Below are 18,854 nucleotides of genomic sequence, written 5' to 3'. Positions count from 1 at the left end.
CCTGCATCGTACGTCGCGGTCGGCTCTCCGGTTGCGGTGCGAGGATGACTCCCACCCACGGAGGAGCCCCATGAGCCGCAGTGTCGTCCGCACCCGCCTGACCGCCGTCCGAGCGGAGGCGCCGCCGCGGGTCCGCGAGGACGTGCTCGCGGTCGAGGAGCCGCTCGAGATCCGCGTCGGCGGGCGCCGGTTCAGCGTCACGATGCGCACGCCCGGCGACGACTTCGACCTCGTCGCGGGGTTCCTCGTGTCGGAGGGGGTGCTCACGGCGACGGAGCAGCTCGCGGCGATGCGGTATTGCGCGAGCGGCTCCGGTCCCGCCGAGAACACGTACAACGTGGTCGACGCGACCGTGCGCGGCGGACGCGAGGCCGTGCTGCTCGAGCGCGAGCGCTCGGTCTACACGACGAGCTCGTGCGGGGTCTGCGGCCTCGCCTCCCTCGACGCGGTGACGACGGACTCGGCGTGGACGGTGGCGGAGGATCCGCTGCGTGTGTCGCGCGAGCTGCTGGTCGAGCTGCCGGAGCGGCTCCGGGACGCCCAGGCGGTGTTCGAGCGGACCGGCGGGGTGCACGCGGCGGGGCTGTTCGACGCCGACGGCTCGCTGCTGGTGCTGCGGGAGGACGTCGGCCGGCACAACGCGGTCGACAAGGTCGTCGGGTGGGGGCTGCGGGAGGGGCGGCTGCCGCTGCGCGGGAGCATGCTGCAGGTGTCGGGGCGGGCGTCGTTCGAGCTGGTGCAGAAGGCCGTGATGGCGGGGATCCCGCTGCTGGCCGCCGTCGGAGCGCCGTCGTCGCTCGCCGTCGACCTGGCGCGCCGGTCGGGCCTGACCCTCCTCGGCTTCAGCCGCGCCTCCGGCTTCAACCTCTACGCGGGCGCCGATCGCGTCCTGCCCTGACTCCGAGGGAACCCCGGACCGTCGAGGGAGCCCGCCCTCCCCGGCGGCCTCGACGGCTCGGGGTTCCCTCGCCGGCAACGGTGGCTCGCCGGGAGGGTGACCCCGGGCCTTTCCTCCCGCCGCTGGTGGATCTCGATACGCCCGCTCCGCGGCCTACTCGATCAGCATGCGCGGGCACGGGGCGGCCCGAACGGTCCTCAGCAACGGAGGAGGGCGCGAGCGAGAAACGCGTTTCAGCGTTTCGAGGCAGCTCGACGGAACCCGCCCTGCGGAACGCACCACGTGAACGGGCCGACCGCGCCGAGCCGCGCAGGGAGCGGCTCGGGAATGGGCACTGCAGAGGGCGCGACCGGAAATCGCGTGCGAGCGATTTCCGGCAGCCCGACGCTCCCCGCTCTGCGAATCGCAACCACCCCTGATAGCCGACCGCGAGTCGTGTAGCGGCGGAGCCGCTACACGACCGATAAGGACTGCCGGGCGATCTCGAGTTCTTCGTTGGTGGGGATGACGAGGACGGCGACGCGGGAGTCGTCGGTGGAGATGCGGCGGGCTCCGCGGTCGGAGGCGGTGTTGCGCTCGGGGTCGAGTTCGATGCCGAGGCCCTCGAGGCCGCGGAGGGCTCCGGCGCGGACGGCGGCGACGTTCTCGCCGACTCCGGCGGTGAAGACGATGGCGTCGACGCGGCCGAGCTGCGCGTAGTAGGCGCCGATGTAGTGCCGGAGGCGGTGGTAGTAGACCTCGAGGGCGGCGCGGGCCTTCTCGTCGCCGGCCTCGGCCGCCTCCTGCACGTCGCGCATGTCGCCGCGGCCCGAGAGGCCGAGGAGGCCGCTGCGGCGGTTGAGGACGGTGTCGAGCTCGTCGATCGAGAGCCCCGCCTTGCGGGCGAGGTGGAAGACGACCGCGGGGTCGAGGTCGCCGGAGCGGGTGCCCATGACCAGGCCCTCGAGCGGGGTCATGCCCATCGAGGTCTCGACCGACTCGCCTCCGTCGACCGCGCACGCCGAGGCGCCGTTGCCGAGGTGGAGCACGATGGTCTTGAGGTCGGAGCGGCGACGGCCGAGGAACGCGGCGGCCGACTCCGAGACGAACTTGTGCGACGTGCCGTGGAAGCCGTAGCGGCGGATGCGGTGCTTGTCGGCGAGATCGGCGGGGATCGCGTACGCGGACGCCTCCGCGGGGATCGTGTGGTGGAAGGCCGTGTCGAAGACCGCGACGTGCGGGACGTCGGGGAAGGCCTTCTGCGCGGCCTCGATGCCCTCGAGGTTCGCCGGGTTGTGCAGCGGGGCGAGGTCGGAGAGGTCCTCGATGTTGATCTTGACGAGGTCGGTGATGAGCGTCGGCTCGTAGAAGCGCTTGCCGCCGTGGACGACGCGGTGTCCGACCGCGACGGGCGGGAACTCGTCGAGGCTCGGTCCGTGCTCGGCGAAGGCGCGGATCATCGCGTCGAAGCCGGCGGTGTGGTCGGGGATCGGGGTCTCGAACTCGACGCTCTCGCCGTCGCGGCTGTGCTTGGTGCGACCGGTCTCCTCCCCGATGCGCTCGACGAGGCCGCTGGCGAGCGTCTCCTCCGTCGTCATCTCGATGAGCTGGTACTTGAACGACGACGAACCGCTGTTGACGACGAGGACGACGGACACGATGGGACTCCTGGGGTGATCGGGGTCGGGTGGGGCGCTCGGGCGGGTGGCCGTCAGCGCACGACGGGGATGGCGGAGGTCGGCGGCACGATGGCCTGCGTCGCCGCCTGGATCGCGGTGATCGCGACGGTGTTGACGATGTCCTGCACGAGCGCGCCGCGCGAGAGGTCGTTGACCGGCTTGCGGAGCCCCTGCAGGACCGGGCCGATGGCGACGGCGCCGGCGGAGCGCTGCACGGCCTTGTAGGTGTTGTTGCCCGTGTTGAGGTCGGGGAAGATGAACACCGTCGCGCGGCCGGCGACCTGGGATCCGGGCATCTTCGACGCGGCGACGGCCGCATCGGCCGCGGCGTCGTACTGGATGGGGCCCTCGACGAGCAGGTCGGGCCGGCGCTCGCGCACGAGCGCGGTGGCCGCGCGGACCTTCTCGACGTCGGCGCCCGCTCCGCTCTCGCCCGTGGAGTACGAGAGCATCGCGATCCGCGGGTCGATGCCGAACTGCTGCGCCGTCTCGGCCGAGGAGATGGCGATGTCGGCGAGCTGCGCCTCGGTGGGGTCGGGGTTGACCGCGCAGTCGCCGTAGACGAGCACGCGATCGGCGAGCGCCATCAGGAACACGCTCGAGACGACCGAGACGCCGGGGCTGGTCTTGATGATCTCGAAGCCGGGGCGGATGGTGTGCGCGGTGGTGTGCGCGGCTCCCGAGACCATGCCGTCGGCGAGGCCGAGCTGCACCATCATCGTGCCGAAGTACGAGACGTCGGTGACCGTGTCGTAGGCGTGGTCGTAGGTGATGCCCTTGTGCGCGCGGATCTTCGCGTACTCGTCGGCGAAGCGCGCGCGGTGCTCGGGGTCGTGCGTGCTGAGCACGCGGGCGGCGTCGATGTCGAGGCCGAGGGCGGCGGCGCGGCCGCGCACCTCGGGCTCCTCGCCGAGGATCGTCAGGCGGGCGATGCCGCGCTTGAGCACGGTCGCGGCGGCGCGGAGGATGCGGTCGTCGCCGCCCTCGGGCAGCACGATGTGCCGGTCGGCGATGCGGGCGCGCTCGATGAGCCCGTACTCGAACATCAGCGGAGTGACGACCTCGGAGCGGCCGACGTCGAGGAGCGTGAGCAGCTCGACGGCGTCGATCGCCTCCTCGAAGAGGGCGAGGGAGGTGTCGCGCTTGCGGGGCGAGTCGGCGGCCAGGCGACCACGGGCGGCGGTGACGCGCACCGCGGTGTCGTAGGTGCCGAGCTCGGTCATCACGATCGGGAGCCTGTTGTCGACGCCCTCGATGAGGCGGACGATCGGCTCCTGCAGCTCGAAGCCGCCGTTGAGGATGATGCCCGAGACCGTCGGGAAGTTGCCGGAGGCGTGCGCCATGATCACGGCGAGCACCACCTCGGGGCGGTCGCCCGGGACGATGACGACCCCGCCCTCCATGAGGCGGGGCAGGACGTTGACCATCGACATGCCGGCGACGACGACGCCGAGCACCTCGCGGCCGAGCAGGTCGGGATCGCCGGCGACCACGACCCCGTCGACGACCTCGACGAGGCGCGAGAAGCTCGGGGCGACGAGGAACGGGTCCTCGCGGATCGCCCAGACGGGGACGGGGACCGGGAGAGCGGAGCGGATCGCCTCCACGGCCGCCGGAGCGGTCTCGGGATCGGCACGGTTGGCGATGACGCCGATGAGCGTCGCGTGCGCGGTGCGCAGCTCGACGGCGGCGAGCTCGGTGATCTGGCGCATCTCCTCGGGAGTGCGCGCCGGCGCCTGACCGAGCTGCTCGCTGCGGGACGGGTCGCGGCCGGTGAGCACGAGCAGCACCGGGGCTCCGAGGTTGGCGGCGACACGGGCGTTGTAGCCGAGCTCCGTGGGGCTGCCGACGTCGGTGTAGTCGGAGCCGAGGATGACGACCGCGTCGCACTGCGCCTCGACGCCCTTGTAGCGCTCGACGATCCGCGAGAGCGCGGCCTCGCCGTCGGCGTGCACGTCCTCGTACGTGACGCCGATGCAGTCGTCGTACGCGAGCCCCGAGTCGGAGTGGCCCAGCAGCATCTCGAGCACGTAGTCGGGCTCGGAGGCGGAGCGTGCGATCGGACGGAAGACGCCCACCCGCTGCACCTGACTGCTGAGCAGGTCGAGGACGCCGAGGGCGACCGTGGACTTGCCGGAATGACCTTCGGCGGACGAGATGTAGATGCTCTGAACCATCGGCGCAAGCCTACCGAGGGGGCCTCGGGCGTGGCTGGGCAGGCGCCCCGGGATGGGAGAGCGTGCAGCCGAGGCGGACTGTGGAGGAAGCACGCGGAGACGCCCGCAGAAACGAAGAAGACCCCCCGCGCACCCGCCAGAGCCCGGTTACCCTTGCTGCGTTTCCGCCCTGGGGGAGTTGGCCTGGATGGCGCCACGCGGGGAGCCGGGAGACAGTCTAACCCGATCGCGCGGGCCTGCGGACGCTCGTGGTCAGCGGCGCCGGTCGGTTTCGGGTAGTGTGCTTCAGGTCGCGATCACGGTCGCGCCTGGAGGATTCGCCTAGTGGCCTATGGCGCACGCTTGGAAAGCGTGTTGGGTGAAAGCCCTCGGGGGTTCGAATCCCCCATCCTCCGCCGAACGGCGTCGCACGCTCTCGCCAGCGCGCGGCGCCGTTTGCTGTTTCCGGGCGCTCAGTGCGCCAGGCGGTCGAGCCACTCCTCGAGTAGGCCCCGCTCCCCCGCGCTCAGGGCGTCGATCGCCGGCAGGGCGGTGCGCAGGGCGACGGCGTGGGCGACGACCGCGCGGGCCGCGGGATCGGCGGGGCCCGCCTCCTGGGTCGTGATCGCGGCGAGGACCGCCTCGCGGGAGCGCGACGAGAGCTCGTCGTCGCCGTCGGCTGTGAGGGTCAGGGTGCAGCCGAGGGCGGCGGACTGCAGCAGGCGCGCCGCGCGCTCGACGTCGACGGTGAGGCGGCCGGCCTCGGCGACGGCGTGGACGTGCGCGAGGAGGACGCCGCGGGCGTGGCGGGCCGCCTCCGACTCCTCCCCCGGGCGCGCGGTGAACATCAGCGCGTAGAGGTGGGGCTCCGCGAGACCGAAGGCGACGTGGTGGTCCCACGCGGCGCGCAGCGCGTCGACCGGGTCGGCCGGCGGATCCACGCGCTCGAACTCGGCCTGCGCCGCGCCGAACCCGGCGGCGGCGACGGAGTCGAGGAGGCCCCGGAGGTCGCCGAAGGTGCGGTAGATGGTGGGCGCCTGGACGCCGGCGGCCGAGCTGATCGCGCGGGTCGAGACGGCGTCGCGCCCGCCCTCGGCCAGGAGCTCGGCGGTCGCCCGGAGGATGCGGTCGCGGGTCGTCGGGCTCTCGATCATGTTGCCGACGCTAACACGCGGGCGTTAGCGGGGTGCGCCGGTGGGGCGGCGGAGCTGAGCGACTCGACTGCCGGCGGTGGTGGATCTCGATACGCCCGCTCCGCGGGCTACTCGATCAGCAGGCAACGGGAGGAGGGACCGCGGGGCTCATCGACGGCGGCGGGCTGTGCCGAAGATGCCGCGGACGACTTCGCGGAGCAGTGTGGAGCCGGCCGAGGAGCCGAGGACCTGCTCGACGACGGTCTTGTCGCGGCGCGGGGTGCGGGTGGAGGTCGAGCGGGGCGCGGTGCGGCGGCGGGAGCGCTCGGCGGCCTCGTCGGCGCGGCGCTGGGCGGTGGCGCGCTCCTTGGCGAGGCGGACCTCCTCGCGGGCGCGCTCCTTCGCGGCGCGGGCCTCCTCGGCGGCGCGCTCCTCGGCGGCGGTCCGCGCCTCCTCGGCCTCGGCGGCGGCGTCGAGGCGGCGGGTCAGGATCTCGCGGGCGGAGTCGCGGTCGAGCGGCGTGCCGTAGCGGGCGAGCAGCGGCGAGCGCTGGACGCTCGCCTCGCGCTCGGCCTCGGGGGTCGGCGACATCGAGCCCTGCGGTGCGCGCAGGCGGGTCCATGCGACCGGAGTCGGGGCCCCGCGCTCGTTCATCACGGTGACGACGGCCTCGCCGATCGGGAGGGCCTGCAGGATCTCGCCGAGGTCGTAGTCGGACTCGGGGTAGGTCGAGACGGTCGCGCGCAGCGCCTTCGCGTCGTCGGGCGTGTGGGCGCGCAGCTGGTGCTGGATCCGCGAGCCGAGCTGGGCGAGCACGTCGCCGGGCACGTCCTTGGGCGTCTGAGTGACGAAGACGATGCCGACGCCCTTCGAGCGGATCAGCCGCACGGTCTGGGTGATCGCCGCGAGGAAGTCCTTCGACGCGTCCCGGAAGAGCAGGTGCGCCTCGTCGAAGAAGAAGACGAGCTTCGGACGGTCGAGGTCGCCGACCTCGGGCAGGTCGTTGAAGAGGTCGGCGAGCAGCCACATCAGGAAGGTCGAGAACAGCGCCGGCCGGTCGGCGACTCCGGGCACCTCGAGCAGGCTGACGACCCCGCGGCCCTCGGGCGTCGAGCGGAGGAACTCGGCGGTGTCGATCTCGGGCTCGCCGAAGAAGACGTCGGCGCCCTGGTCGGCGAACGCGATCAGCTCGCGGAGGATCACGCCCGCCGTCGCCTTCGACAGGCCGCCCAGCTCGGCGAGCTCCGCCTTGCCCTCGTCGCCGACGAGGTAGGTGAGGACGGCGCGGAGATCGGACAGGTCGACGAGCGGGAGACCCGCGGACTCGGCGTAGTGGAAGACCAGGCCGAGGCTCGACTCCTGGGTGTGGTTGAGGCCGAGGACCTTGGAGAGCAGCAGCGGCCCGAAGCCGGTGACGGTCGCGCGGACGGGCACGCCCGTGCCGATGCCGCCGAGCGCGAAGTACTCGGCGGGCGCCGCCTTCGCGACCCAGTCCTGGCCGATGGTGCGGGTGCGCGCGAGGAGGGAGTCGTTCGCGGTGCCGGGCGTCGCGAGACCCGAGAGGTCGCCCTTGATGTCGGCGGCGAAGACCGGGACGCCGTGCGCCGAGAGCTGCTCGGCGAGCACCTGCAGCGTCTTGGTCTTGCCGGTTCCGGTCGCCCCGGCGACGAGGCCGTGCCGGTTGAGCATCCCGAGCGGGATCCGGATCGGCACGTCGATGCGGGCCTCGCCGTTGACGAGGGCGCCGAGCTCGAGGTCGGGGCCGGCGAAGGCGTAGCCGGCGCGGACGGAGTCGACCGCCGGCTCGGGGAGCGGGCCCGGCGCGGCAGGCGCCTCCGGGGCCGCTGCGACCAGCCGCACGTCGTCGACGACGGCCGCCGCCTCCTCCGGACCGCTCACGGCCTCGAGGGCCGCCGCTGCCGCCTCCGCCCGCTCGAGTGCCGCCGCGGCCTGGGCCTGCAGTGCACGGGCGGCCTCCAGGGCCGCGCGCGCGTCGTCCCGCGCCGAGGCGAGCCCGTCGTCGTTGCTCATGCGCCCAGCCTAGGCTCGGCTCGCTCCCGCTCCGCCCCCTGCCGTCGCGGCGGCGCCGGTGTCCTCGCGGAGGTGCCAGGACTGGCCGTAGCCGCCGTCGGCGAGAGGCCGAGCCATCAGCTCGAGGAACGGCTCCGCGTCGAAGGCCTCGGGGCCGAGCACCCCGGAGCCGGACCACGCACCGGTCGCCAGCATCTCGAGCGCGACCACCGGGTTGAGCGCGGTCTGCCAGACGACGCACTGGGCGCCGTACTCGGCCATCGTCCACTCGTTGTCGCTCACGTGGTACAGGTACACCTCGCGGTGCGCGCCGTCCTTCGTGCCGCTGACCCAGAGGCCCGCGCAGGTCTTGCCGGTCATCCGCGGGCCGATGCTCGCCGGGTCGGGCAGGGCGGCGGCGACGACGTCGCGCGGCGCGACCATCACCGGGCCCTCGGCGGAGCGCACCCGGATCGGCTCGGTGCGGTCGAGTCCGAGGAGGTTCAGGGTGCGCAGGACGCCGATGAACTCCTCGCCCAGTCCGTACTTGAAGGTGACGCGCTTCGCGTCGAGCCAGCGCGGCATCAGCAGCACCTCCTCGTGCTCGACGTTGACGCACTCGACCGGGCCGATGCCCTCGGGGAACTCGAAGACCTCCGGCTCGGAGAAGGGCGGGGTGGTGAACCAGCCGCGCTCCTCCTCGTAGATCACCGGAGGGTTCAGGCACTCCTCGATGGTCGTCCAGATCGAGAAGGAGGGCGCGAAGATCTCGGCGCCGCTCTCGTCGCGGACCACCAGGTTCGCTCCGTCGCGGACGCCGAGCTCGTCGATCTCGTCGAAGAGGTGGTCGGAGGCGTAGCGCGCGAAGACGTCGGAGAGCCCCGGCTCGACGCCCATGCCCACGAGGGCCAGGCGCCCGGCCGACTCCCACGCGCCCGCGGCGGCGAACTGCTCGTCGCCGAGCTTCAGCCCGGTCTGCGCGTGCGGCTCGAGCGGGTGCGGACGCGAGAGGCTCATCGCCATGTCGAGGTAGTCGGCGCCGGCCGCGAGCGCCCCGGCGAAGATGGTCGGCACGAACTTGGGCTCGACGGCGTTCATCACGTGGGTCGCCCGGTGGGCGCGGGCGACGGTCTCGACGCTCTCGGCGTCGGAGGCGTCGATGCGGGCGGCGACGAAGCGGTTCTCGACCCCCTCCTGCCCGTGGCGCTCGGCGATCCAGGCGACGGTGCGCTCGGCCCGGTCGAGCTCGTAGTCGCAGACGATGATCTGCTCGAAGAAGGAGCGGCGCGCGGCGATCTTGGCGATGGCGTCGCCGACGCCGCCGGCGCCGACCAGGAGGATTCTCATGCGACCACCGTAGCGACGGATTCCACCGCGGAGAAGACCGTGGACGGAGCAGAACGAGGCAGACGACCCGTGGTCGCCACTGATTCCGTCACCCGACCGCGCCCTCGAGGAGGCGGATGAACCGGGACAGCCGCTCGAGGGTCACCATCGAGTGGGGCGGCGAGGCGGCGAGCGCCGGCGAGTGCACCAGGTAGGCCGCCCACTTCGCCCGCGAGATCGCGACGTTCAGCCGGTTGGGCATCAGGAGGAACTCGAGGCCCCGCGGGACGTCGGCGCCGGAGGACGCCGCGAGCGAGACGATGGCGACCACCGCCTCCCGGCCCTGGAACAGATCGACGGTGCCGACCATCGTCTCGGCGAGACCCGCCTCGTCGAGCGCCGCACGGAGCAGCCCGCCCTGCGCGTTGTAGGGGGCGACCACGATGACGTCTGCGGCGGTGAGACTCCGCGGGCCGTGCTCGTCGACCCAGGAGCGGCCGATCATCGACCGGGCGATCTCGACCACGCGCCGCGCCTCGTCGACCGAGGAGGTCGTGTCTCCGTGGTGCTCGACCGGCACGGCGTGCAGGCCCGGCTCGACCCCCTCGAGCAGGCGCTCGCCGGGCGCCCTCGAGCGGAGGGCGCCCTCGTAGGAGAGCTCGGACACGGCCGCCGTGAGCGCGGGGTGCATGCGGTAGGTCTGCGCGAGGAAGTAGCCGTACTCGGGCGGCAGGACGTCGTGCCCGTCGGCGAGCCAGCCGAGAGCGGAGGTGTCGACCGGCTCGGGATGCGACCCCTGGCTCACCTGGGGCAGCTGCTGCGGGTCGCCGAGGAGCAGGAGGCGCTGCGTCGCCGTCGAGGCGGCGATGGTCGGCGCGAGCGAGAACTGGCCGGCCTCGTCGATGACGAGGAGGTCGAGCGAGCGGCGCGGGACGGCTCCGTCGTTCGCGAAGGTCCAGGCGGTGCCTCCGATCACGCAGCCGCCGTCGGCCGCCGCCGCCTCGGCGAGGGCCGCACCGTTCTTCACCGGCGTCCAGGTCGCGGCGGCGAGCACCTCGGCGATGGAGCCGGCCTTCGGCACCTTGAGCACACGCGCCGGGTCGACTCCGCGGGTGACGATCGCCGCCAGCATGTGCTCGACGACCGAGTGCGACTGCCCCACGACGCCGACCCGCCAGCCGTGCTCGCGGACGAGGCGGGCGACGACGTGGGAGCCGACGAAGGTCTTGCCGGTGCCCGGCGGGCCCTGGACGGCGAGGGTCGCGCGCTCGAGGGCGAGGAGGGAGGCGACGACCGCGTCGGCGACCTCTCCCCCGTCGACGGGGACGACGTGCGCGGGAGGCCGGCGACGCAGCACGTCGAGGGCGGGGTCGGGTCGGAGCTCGGGCAGGGCGTCGAGCACCTCGCCTCCCCACTCGGCGATCGCCTCGGGCTGCGGGGTCGCGCGCGGAGGCGGCGCCGGTGCGAGCGCGACCGGTGCATCGTCGTGCGGCTCCTCCCCCGCGCGCAGCCCCTCCTTGAGCAGGAGCACGACGCGGTCGTCCTCGTCGTGGAGAGCGAGGATCTCGCTGCGGTCGGAGGCGCCTCGCAGCCCCGGGCCGGGCGAGGGCGCGCCGGGAGGCGCCGGCGAGTCGTAGACGAGGAACGGCTTGGCGCCGACGCTCAGCCGGCTGCCCGGCGCGAGACGGCCGAGCACGCGCAGCTCGCGCGAGAGGGTGCGCGCTCGCGGCGGCGTCGACCAGTCGCGCACGACCTCGACCCGGTCGACGACGACCACGTCGCGGGCGTCGGCCCAGTCGTCGAGCGGCTGGCGGAGGCGGTCGAAGTGCTCCTGCCAGAAGGTCTTCGCCTCGCGGCGGTGGTAGTCGATCGCCGCGGCGGCGAGGGCGAGGGCGGTCTGGTCGGGGGTGCGATCGCGCGGCTCGACGCCCTCGATCGAGGCGAGGAGCGCGACCGCGACGGGGTCGGGCTCGCGCGGGACGGGGAGGTCGACCTCGACGAGGGGCAGGGGATCGTCGCGCTCCGGGGCGAGCGAGAGGAGCCAGTCGCGCAGGCGCAGGGTCGAGCGGCAGTCGTAGGCGTTGTAGTCGGCGATCTCGGCGAGCCGGCGCTCACCCTCCGCCGGATCGGGGCCGCTCCGCAGCGCGATCGCCTCGACGTAGGCGCTGATGCTGTCCGCCGCGTTCGTGACCCCCTCGGCGTCGCGGAGATCGTCTCCCATGTAGAGCGGCTCGAGCTTCTTGATCGAGTAGCTCGGCGACCCCACGCGCAGCGCCCGGCGGACGACCGGGTAGAGGTCGACGAGGACGCCGTCGCGCAGCAGCGCGTCCACCTCCTCCTCGCCGACTCCGTGGCGCTGGGCGAGCGAGAGCAGGTGCGTGCGCTCGTAGGAGGCGTAGTGGTAGACGTGCAGACCCGGGTTCTGCGCGCGGCGCTCGCGCAGGTGCGCCAGGAAGTCGAGGAGGGCACGGCGCTCGGCGGCGAGGTCGTGCGCCCAGAAGGCCGTGAAGCGCTCGTCGACGTCGACCAGGCCGAAGAGGTAGTCCAGGCCCCACTGGTGCCCGTCCTCCGAGTGGAGCGGATCGCCCTCGAAGTCGAAGAACAGGTCTCCCGGATCGGGGCGCGGGAGGGCGTCGAGGACGGAGGCGTCGAGCAGCTCGACGACCGGGGGCCGCCCGGGCGCGGCCTCCGAGGCGAGCTGCAGCCGTGCCTGGTCGCGCAGAGACTCGAGGGTGCCCGCGCTGATGCCCGGCACCGCGCCGGTGCTCGCCGCCAGGGAGTCGATCGTCGTGACACCGGCGGCCGCGAGCTTCGCGCGCTGGTCGACCCGCATCCCCGCGACGATGATCGGATCGCGGTGCGCGTGCACCTCGGGGGTGCAGTAGGCGCAGCGCCCGCAGGCGACGTAGCGCGGATCGCCCCAGGCGAGCGGCTCGGAGGCGGCGAGCCGCTCGTGGACGACGGCGCGCAGCCGAGCCCGCTGGACCCGCTGCACGGGCGCGATCGTCGCGAGCTCGTGGCTCGTGATCGAGCCGTCGCCGAGCACGAGGTGCACGCGCGGGCCGACGCGGACGCCCCGCGCCTCCATCTGCTCGGCGTAGGCGGCGAGCTGCAGCAGGGCGGGGATCTTGGCGTGGCGCGCGAGCTTGGTGTCGTAGACCTCGTACGCGCCGTCGGCGGTGCGGAGCAGGAAGTCGGAGAAGCCGATGAAGCCGCCGTCGAAGAAGGTCGCCTGGTAGAGCACGTCGACGCCCTCGCGCATGGCCTGGACGGCCGCCTCGGCGGCGGCCTCGTAGCCGGAGCGCTCCGGCCGCTCGAACTCGACGACGCGGTGCGACTCCTTGAGCTCGGCGAGGAAGCGGAGCTCGTGCTCGTCGCCGAGGCGCGCGGTGCGGACGAGCATGTCGTCCTCCTCGACGACGACGCGCGGAGCACGGCCGAGGGCGGCGTCGAGGCGCCGGAGCACCGCCCACTCGCAGGCCGACCAGAGGGACAGATCGGTGGGACTGGTGATGACGCGGCCGTCCTCGACGAACATCCGACTCCCTCCGTGCCGTCGTGCGACGACGCCCTCAGGCTAGGCGGAGCCGCCGACATCGCCCGCGCGTGCGAGGCTGACCGGGTGACCAGGGCGCGCTTCGAGATCATCCCGACCGACGACATCGGCGAGAGGGCGGCCCGGGCGTTCCCGGATCCGTCGACCGTCACCCTCACCGTCACGAGCCTCCCGAAGCACGGGACCGAGCGGACCGTCGAGTCCGCGCTCGCCCTCGCCTCGCGCGGCTTCCGCGTGGTGCCGCACCTCGCGGCCCGGAACCTCGGCGGCCGCTCCGACCTCGAGCGCACGCTCGGCCGGCTGGGCGACGCCGGGATCGACGAGGCCTTCGTGATCTCGGGCGACGCGACGAGCGCGGTCGGCGCCTACTCGACGAGCCTCGAGCTCATCCGCGACGCCGTCGAGATCGCCCCCGGCCTCGCGCTCGACATCGCCGGGTACCCGGAGGGGCACCCGCACCTCTCGGACGAGAGCATCGAGCGGCACCTGCTCGAGCGCGCGCCCTTCATCCGCAGCATCGTCACCCAGATGTGCTTCGACGTCGACGCGGTGGTGCGCTACGCCGACGGCCTGCGCAGCCGCGGCATCACCGCCGGGGTCTGGGCCGGGGTGCCCGGGCCGGTGGAGCGCGCGCGGCTCCTGAGCCTCGGGGCGCGGATCGGGGTGGGGTCCTCGCTCGGGTTCCTGAAGCGCAGCTCGTCGGTGGCCGGCGGACTGCTGCGCGGGCGGCGCTTCGACCCGGCGGCGTTCGTCGGGCGCCTCGAGGCGGCGGCGGGTGATCGGCTGGAGGGTCTGCACGTGTACACGTTCAACGAGCTCGACGGTCTGGGGGCGTTCGGGGGCTGAAGCGGGGTCCGGCGGCGACGCCTGCGGGTGCTCGATGCGCCGCTGCGCGGGTTCGAGCGCGTCAGCGGTCGGCGCGCACCCAGATCGGCGGGTGCGGGAGCTCGGACTCGGTGCGGAGGCGGCCGGCCAGCGGGGCCCAGACGACGAGGGCGACGCCGACGCCGAGGAGCAGGCCGCCGATGGTGTCGGTCAGCCAGTGCGCACCGAGATAGGTGCGGCTGGCCATCATCGCGACGGAGTAGAGGAAGCCCGCGATCCAGACCCACAGCAGCGGGAAGACGAGGGCGAGCACCATGGCGGTGGTCGCCGCGTTCGCGGTGTGGCCGGAGGGGAACGAGCCGTAGTCGCTGGTCACCAGCATGTCCTCGGGGCGGGCGCGCCCCACCAGCTCCTTGATGAGCTGAGTGAGACCGACGCTCGCGAGGGCGGCGACCGCGTAGTAGAGCGCGGCCCAGCGCCTCCGGAACACGAGCAGGACCACGACGATGCCCAGCGGGATGATCGCCGTGCCCGTGATGCCGGCGCCGACGGTGTTCATGACGAGCGCGGGGATGTCCCAGAAGGTGGAGCGGTGCTCGACGACCTCGTCCATCCACTCGACGTCGAACGCGAACGCCGACGTGGGCCGGAACGCGATGAACACCGCGAGCACGATCGTGACGAGCAGCGCGATGGAGGCCGAGATCAGCGGCCAGCGGCGCGAGACGCGGTGCGCCGCCTCCTTCGAGAGGACCTTGGCGGCGACGTCCTCGGACGGCACCAGCTCACCGAGCCTCTGGCGCTGCACGGCATCGGGTCGGGCGATACCGGGCTCGGTCGACAGGCGGTCGTCACGGGGGTCCATCCGGACATGATGCCGTCACCCGCCGTTCACCGCAGGGGCTTGCGTCGCCGCGACGAGCCTGAGGGAGGTCAGTCCTGCAGGTCGGGCACCGTCCGCGGCCGGACGATCAGCCAGAGCGCCAGGATCGACACCGCGGCGGTCGACATCATCACCAGGGCCATCGGCACGGCGGACTCGGCGCCGAAGATGCCGGAGATCGGCGACAGCAGTCCCGCGGTGCCGAAGTTGACGGCGCCGAGCAGCGAGGCGGCGGTGCCGGCCTCGCGGCCGTGGTTCACGAGGCCGAGCACCTGCACGCACGGGAAGCTGAAGCCGCACGACGCGATGAAGAGCCACAGCGGGACGAGCGTGCCCCAGATGCCGAAGTCGAGCACGTCGAACAGGGCGATCAGCCCCGCGGTCACGAAGAGCGAGATCGTGGTGATGGCGAGGATCCACTGCGGGCCGACCCGGCGGCTCAGGTAGGAGGACGCCTGGACGCCGGCGACCACGCCGAGCGAGTTGACCGCGAAGAGCAGCCCGTACTGCTGCGCGTCGAAGCCGTAGAGCCCCTGGAAGAGGAACGCGGAGCTCGAGAGGTAGGTGAACAGACCGGCGAAGGTCATGCCTCCGATCACCGCGACGCCCAGGAAGGTGCGGTCGCTGAGCACGGCCCGGTAGCGCTGCACGAGCGTGCGGCCGTCGCTGTCGCGGCGCGCCTCGCGGGGGCGGGTCTCGACGATCAGCAGCGCGACGGCGGTCATGACGAGCACGCCGTACGCGGCGAGGAAGACGAAGATGCCGCGCCAGTCCATCACGAGCAGCAGCTGCGAGCCGATCACGGGCGCGAGCACCGGGGCGAGACCCGAGACGAGGGCGAGGCGCGAGAGCATCTTGACGAGGGGGCGGCCGCCGAAGAGGTCGCGGACCATCGCCATGGCGACGACTCCGCCCGCTGCGGCGCCGGCGCCCATCAGGAAGCGGAACACGCCGAGCGAGACGATCTCGGGGGCGAACGCCGCGCCGATGCAGGCGAGCACGTGCAGTGAGGTCGCGAGGAGGATCGGCAGCCGCCGGCCGACCACATCGCTCCAGGGCCCGACGACGAGCTGCCCGAGGGCGAAGCCGAGGGTGGTGCCGGTCAGCGTGAGCTGCACCGCCGCCTCCGACACGTTCAGCTCGCTCTGCAGAGCGGGGAACGCGGGGAGGTAGAGGTCGATCGTGAAGGGGCCGAGGGCGGTCAGCGCGCCGAGGACGATCACGTAGATCAGGCGCTGGCGGTTCGTCAGCGCGTCGCCCGGGTGGCGGTGCACGGCGGTCGAGGTGGTGGTGGTCGAGGTCACGAGGGCCTTCCTGCGCGGAGGCAGTGCGGAGCGGTCGGAGGAGCTGCGGCCGACCCTCGGATCAGCGCCGCTCCTCACAGAAAGCGGCGCGGCGAGCCGTCTATTCCCGATTCATCGAATCCATTCGACTACCCGCGGTCCCGGCCCTCGACGCCTGCAGGACGCGCGCCTCGACCCGGCTCTTCAGCGACTGGTTGAACGCCGCATAGCCACCGTCGCTGTGGTTCCCGGCGAAGAAGCCCTCGAACGGCCTGGTGAGGGCTCCCGAGAACGTCTCGGTGTTGTGGACCCGCGTGGTGCCCTCGTCGGTGACGCTGAGGAGGAAGGAGTGCTCGCCGAGGAAGAGCCCCGCGGACAGGAGCTTCGCCGACCACTGCAGCTCGCGGCCCTCGTCGACGGCCGTGACCGTCGACGAGAACCAGAATCCGGGCATCCGCATCCGCAGGGTGGTGCCGAGCTCCGGGGATCCGTCGATGCGGGAGAAGTTGCTCCACTCGCCGTAGGCGGAGAAGTCGGAGAGCACCTCCCAGACCTCGTCGGGGGTGGCGCTGATGTCGACCGTGGTGGCGAGGACGATGCTCATGGTGGCTTCCGTTCTTCGAGTGCGGCGGGTGATGGGGCAAGCCTGCCTCCGGGCTTAGCTATAGTCAATAGCCGTGTGCTATTGCTTATAGCCGAATGGTGGGGCATGCTCGGGACCATGAACTCGACGAACGCCGGCCACCGTGCCTAGGGCCGGACTGACCAGGGACCGCATCGCGGAGGAGGCGGCCGTGATGGCCGACGAGGTCGGTCTCGCCCGACTCACCCTCTCGGCCCTCGCGGAGCGCCTCGGCGTCCGCCAGCCCTCCCTCTACAAGCACATCGACTCGATGGCGGGCCTGCACCGCGACATCGCCGTGCACGCCAAGCGCGCCCTGGGCGAGGTCCTCGCCCGGGCCTCCGCCGGCCGCTCCGGGGCTGACGCGATCGCGTCGATGTCGAACGCCTACCGCGACTGGGCGAAGGAGCATCCCGCCCGGTACGAGGCGGCGAACCTGATGCCGGCGCCCGGAGACGTCGACGACGAGGCCGTCTCCGTCGCCGCGATCCAGGTGATCGCCGACGTCCTGGCCGCCTACCGCCTCGAGGGCGACGACGCGGGCGACGCGATCCGCGCCTTCCGCTCCACCCTGCACGGCTTCGTCTCGTACGAGACGGCCGGGGCGTTCCGGTGGAGCGCGGACGTCGACCGCAGCTTCGACCGGCTCGTCCAGGGCTTCATCGTCGCCCTCGACCACTGGCCCGAGACCGCCGCCTCGCGGCCGTCCCGCTAGATCCCCCCACCATCAGATTCACCCACCCACCAGCACAGAGGAGATCACCATGGCACCCACCACCGTCCCCGACCGGGACGAGGTCGACGCACTGGTCGCGAGCTGGCTCGCGATGTGGAACGGCGACGAGGAGATCACCGACGCGATCATCTCGGACCACAACCGCGTGCACGCCGCGATGTTCGACGGCGGCGACGGCAGCGCCGTGCGCGGTCCCGCCGGCATGAAGGCGTTCGTCGCGCAGATGCGGTCGCTGATTTCGGACCTCGACTTCTCGATCGAGGTCGGGCCCCTCGCCGACGGCGACCACATCGCGCTGCGCTGGTCGGCGACGGGGCACTACGGCGGAGGCGTCCCCGGCGCGGCAGCGGCCGTCGGCACCGGGGTGACCTTCCACGGCGCCGACATCCTGCGCATCGCGAACGGGCAGGTCGTCGAGTACTGGCTCAATGCCGACACGCTCGACCTCATGACCCAGCTGCAGGTCGGCGCCGGCTGACCGGCTCCTCCGTCAGGCGGGGTGCAGCGCCGCCGTCAGCGGGTCGGCGAGGAGGTGCTCGAACGCGAGCTCGGCGGCACCGAGCATCAGCAGGTCGCCGCCGAGCTCGGTGCGGGCGATGCGCACCGAGTCGAGCGCGACGCGGAACGGGCCGCCGCGGGCGAGCCGCGCCTCGAGGAACCCGGGCGCGACTCCGACGAGCGCCCCGAGGAACCCGCCGAGGACCACGAGCTGCGGGTTGAAGATGTTGATGACGTTGCGCAGCGCCACCGCGAGGTGTCCGAGCTGGCGCTCGACCTCGGCGCGCACGGCCGGGTCGTCGGAGGCGGCCAGCGCCTCCTCGAGCCGCTCGCTCTCCTCGAGCCCCAGCACCGTGAGCAGCTCGGCGCGGCCCACCTCGGTCTCGAGGCAGCCGATCGCGCCGCAGTGGCAGTCGACGCCCGCGCTGTTGACCAGGGTGTGGCCGATCTCGCCCGCGTAGCCGTCGATGCCGTGCAGCGGAGCGCCTCCGACGATGACGCCGGCGCCGATGCCGCTCGCGCCGCCGTTGAGGTAGACGAGGTGGGAGACGTCGCGGCCGGCGCCGAGGACGCTCTCGGCGAGCGCGCCGAGGTTGGCGTCGTTGGCCGAGAGGACCGGCAGGCCGGTCGCCTCGGCGAGCATGCGCGAGAACGGCTCGTCGGTCCAGCCGAGGTGCGGGCCGACCCTCACGAGTCCGTCGGCGTCACGGACGAGGCCCGGGACGGCGACGCCGATCCCGACGGTCCGCGCGTCCTCCGGCAGCTCGGCGAGGAGCTCGGCGACGGCGTCGGCCGCGAGGCGCGCGGCGGCCTCGGCGGTCGGGACGGAGGCGGTGCGGCGGATGCGGCGGCGCACCTCGGCGTCGAAGCCGACGACCGCGACGGTGACGGCGTCGATCTCGGGGTTCACGGCGAGGGCGACGATCCGCGGATCGGCCTCGACGATCGGACTCGGGCGCCCGACCTGGTTGACGGTGTCGGGGTCGCGCTCGCGGACGATGCCGAGCTCGACCAGCTCACCGACCAGGGCCGCGATCGTGGAGCGGTTGAGCCCCGTCGCCCGCGTCAGCTGCGAGCGGGAGCGCGGGCCGCCGCGGTGGACGAGGCGGAGGATCGCAGCGAGGTTGTGGCGCCGCACCCGGTCGAGGTTGTTGCCGCGCGTCGCGTGGTCGGGCATTCCGCGGTCTCCTCTGCTGGCCGGAGCCAGCCTATCGGCGGGCCGGACGCCGCCCGCCGCGCACAACGTCAGCTGAGAAGAGTCGTCACGCAC

The 18,854-nt window shown here is 73.0% G+C and carries 14 protein-coding genes, 1 tRNA gene and 1 other RNA gene; 5 read left to right on the top strand and 11 right to left on the bottom strand.

What is annotated here, in order from left to right; genetic code table 11:
* Positions 1–70: 70 nt before the first annotated feature.
* Positions 71–898 carry a formate dehydrogenase accessory sulfurtransferase FdhD gene (gene fdhD / locus GSU68_RS04955; RefSeq protein ID WP_159906002.1) on the top strand — a complete coding sequence of 276 codons (828 nt, stop codon included), beginning with the start codon at positions 71–73 and terminating at the stop codon, positions 896–898.
* A 452-nt stretch (positions 899–1,350) separates the two neighbouring features.
* Here fdhD and GSU68_RS04950 read toward each other — a convergent pair whose 3' ends face one another.
* The 3 genes from GSU68_RS04950 to ffs all read right to left on the bottom strand — a co-directional run bounded on the left by GSU68_RS04950 (position 1,351) and on the right by ffs (position 4,943).
* Positions 1,351–2,535 (bottom strand): acetate kinase, encoded by a 1,185-nt coding sequence (locus tag GSU68_RS04950; protein WP_159906000.1) that lies wholly within the window; start codon positions 2,533–2,535, stop codon positions 1,351–1,353.
* A gap of 53 nt (positions 2,536–2,588) precedes the next feature.
* Positions 2,589–4,733, bottom strand: coding sequence for a phosphate acetyltransferase (pta, locus tag GSU68_RS04945; protein WP_159905998.1), 2,145 nt, complete (start codon positions 4,731–4,733; stop codon positions 2,589–2,591).
* A 113-nt stretch (positions 4,734–4,846) separates the two neighbouring features.
* Positions 4,847–4,943: signal recognition particle sRNA small type (gene ffs, locus GSU68_RS04940), an RNA gene on the bottom strand.
* A 100-nt stretch (positions 4,944–5,043) separates the two neighbouring features.
* Between ffs and GSU68_RS04935 the strand changes: the two genes are divergently transcribed.
* Positions 5,044–5,128: transfer RNA gene (locus GSU68_RS04935), tRNA-Ser, on the top strand.
* 57 nt (positions 5,129–5,185) lie between these two features.
* Here the strand turns inward: GSU68_RS04935 and GSU68_RS04930 are convergent.
* From GSU68_RS04930 to GSU68_RS04915, 4 genes are all read right to left on the bottom strand, one after another.
* Complete coding sequence (locus tag GSU68_RS04930) at positions 5,186–5,866, bottom strand: TetR/AcrR family transcriptional regulator (RefSeq protein ID WP_159905996.1); 681 nt, start codon at positions 5,864–5,866, stop codon at positions 5,186–5,188.
* 147 nt (positions 5,867–6,013) lie between these two features.
* Positions 6,014–7,876: a helicase HerA-like domain-containing protein gene (locus GSU68_RS04925; protein WP_159905994.1), complete on the bottom strand. Its 1,863-nt coding sequence runs from the start codon at positions 7,874–7,876 to the stop codon at positions 6,014–6,016.
* A 9-nt stretch (positions 7,877–7,885) separates the two neighbouring features.
* Positions 7,886–9,202 (bottom strand): saccharopine dehydrogenase C-terminal domain-containing protein, encoded by a 1,317-nt coding sequence (locus tag GSU68_RS04920; protein WP_159905992.1) that lies wholly within the window; start codon positions 9,200–9,202, stop codon positions 7,886–7,888.
* 88 nt (positions 9,203–9,290) lie between these two features.
* Complete coding sequence (locus tag GSU68_RS04915) at positions 9,291–12,719, bottom strand: bifunctional RecB family nuclease/DEAD/DEAH box helicase (protein WP_159905990.1); 3,429 nt, start codon at positions 12,717–12,719, stop codon at positions 9,291–9,293.
* An 84-nt stretch (positions 12,720–12,803) separates the two neighbouring features.
* Between GSU68_RS04915 and GSU68_RS04910 the strand changes: the two genes are divergently transcribed.
* Complete coding sequence (locus tag GSU68_RS04910; protein WP_159905988.1) at positions 12,804–13,583, top strand: methylenetetrahydrofolate reductase; 780 nt, start codon at positions 12,804–12,806, stop codon at positions 13,581–13,583.
* 61 nt (positions 13,584–13,644) lie between these two features.
* On the opposite strand, the gene GSU68_RS04905 is transcribed toward GSU68_RS04910, so the two are convergent.
* From GSU68_RS04905 to GSU68_RS04895, 3 genes are all read right to left on the bottom strand, one after another.
* On the bottom strand, positions 13,645–14,427 hold the full coding sequence (locus GSU68_RS04905; protein WP_167305275.1) for a phosphatase PAP2 family protein: 783 nt from the start codon (positions 14,425–14,427) through the stop codon (positions 13,645–13,647).
* Positions 14,428–14,495: 68 nt separating this feature from the next.
* A complete protein-coding gene (locus GSU68_RS04900; RefSeq protein WP_159905986.1) occupies positions 14,496–15,749 on the bottom strand; it encodes a multidrug effflux MFS transporter in 1,254 nt (417 codons plus the stop codon).
* Between the two features lie 100 nt (positions 15,750–15,849).
* Positions 15,850–16,332, bottom strand: a complete 483-nt coding sequence (locus tag GSU68_RS04895; RefSeq protein WP_159905984.1) for an SRPBCC domain-containing protein — start codon at positions 16,330–16,332, stop codon at positions 15,850–15,852.
* 142 nt (positions 16,333–16,474) lie between these two features.
* On the opposite strand from GSU68_RS04895, the gene GSU68_RS04890 reads away from it, so the two are divergent.
* Positions 16,475–17,065 (top strand): TetR/AcrR family transcriptional regulator, encoded by a 591-nt coding sequence (locus tag GSU68_RS04890; RefSeq protein WP_159905982.1) that lies wholly within the window; start codon positions 16,475–16,477, stop codon positions 17,063–17,065.
* 49 nt (positions 17,066–17,114) lie between these two features.
* A complete protein-coding gene (locus GSU68_RS04885) occupies positions 17,115–17,564 on the top strand; it encodes an ester cyclase (RefSeq protein WP_159905980.1) in 450 nt (149 codons plus the stop codon).
* 12 nt (positions 17,565–17,576) lie between these two features.
* Here the strand turns inward: GSU68_RS04885 and GSU68_RS04880 are convergent, their stop codons facing one another.
* Positions 17,577–18,761 (bottom strand): ROK family transcriptional regulator, encoded by a 1,185-nt coding sequence (locus GSU68_RS04880; RefSeq protein ID WP_159905978.1) that lies wholly within the window; start codon positions 18,759–18,761, stop codon positions 17,577–17,579.
* Positions 18,762–18,854 lie beyond the last annotated feature (93 nt).

The organism is Rathayibacter sp. VKM Ac-2759, from assembly GCF_009834225.1.
Classification (GTDB): Bacteria; Actinomycetota; Actinomycetes; order Actinomycetales; family Microbacteriaceae; genus Rathayibacter.
The sequence above is the reverse complement of the archived record's forward strand: the minus strand, read 5'-3'. Positions and strand labels throughout refer to the sequence as shown.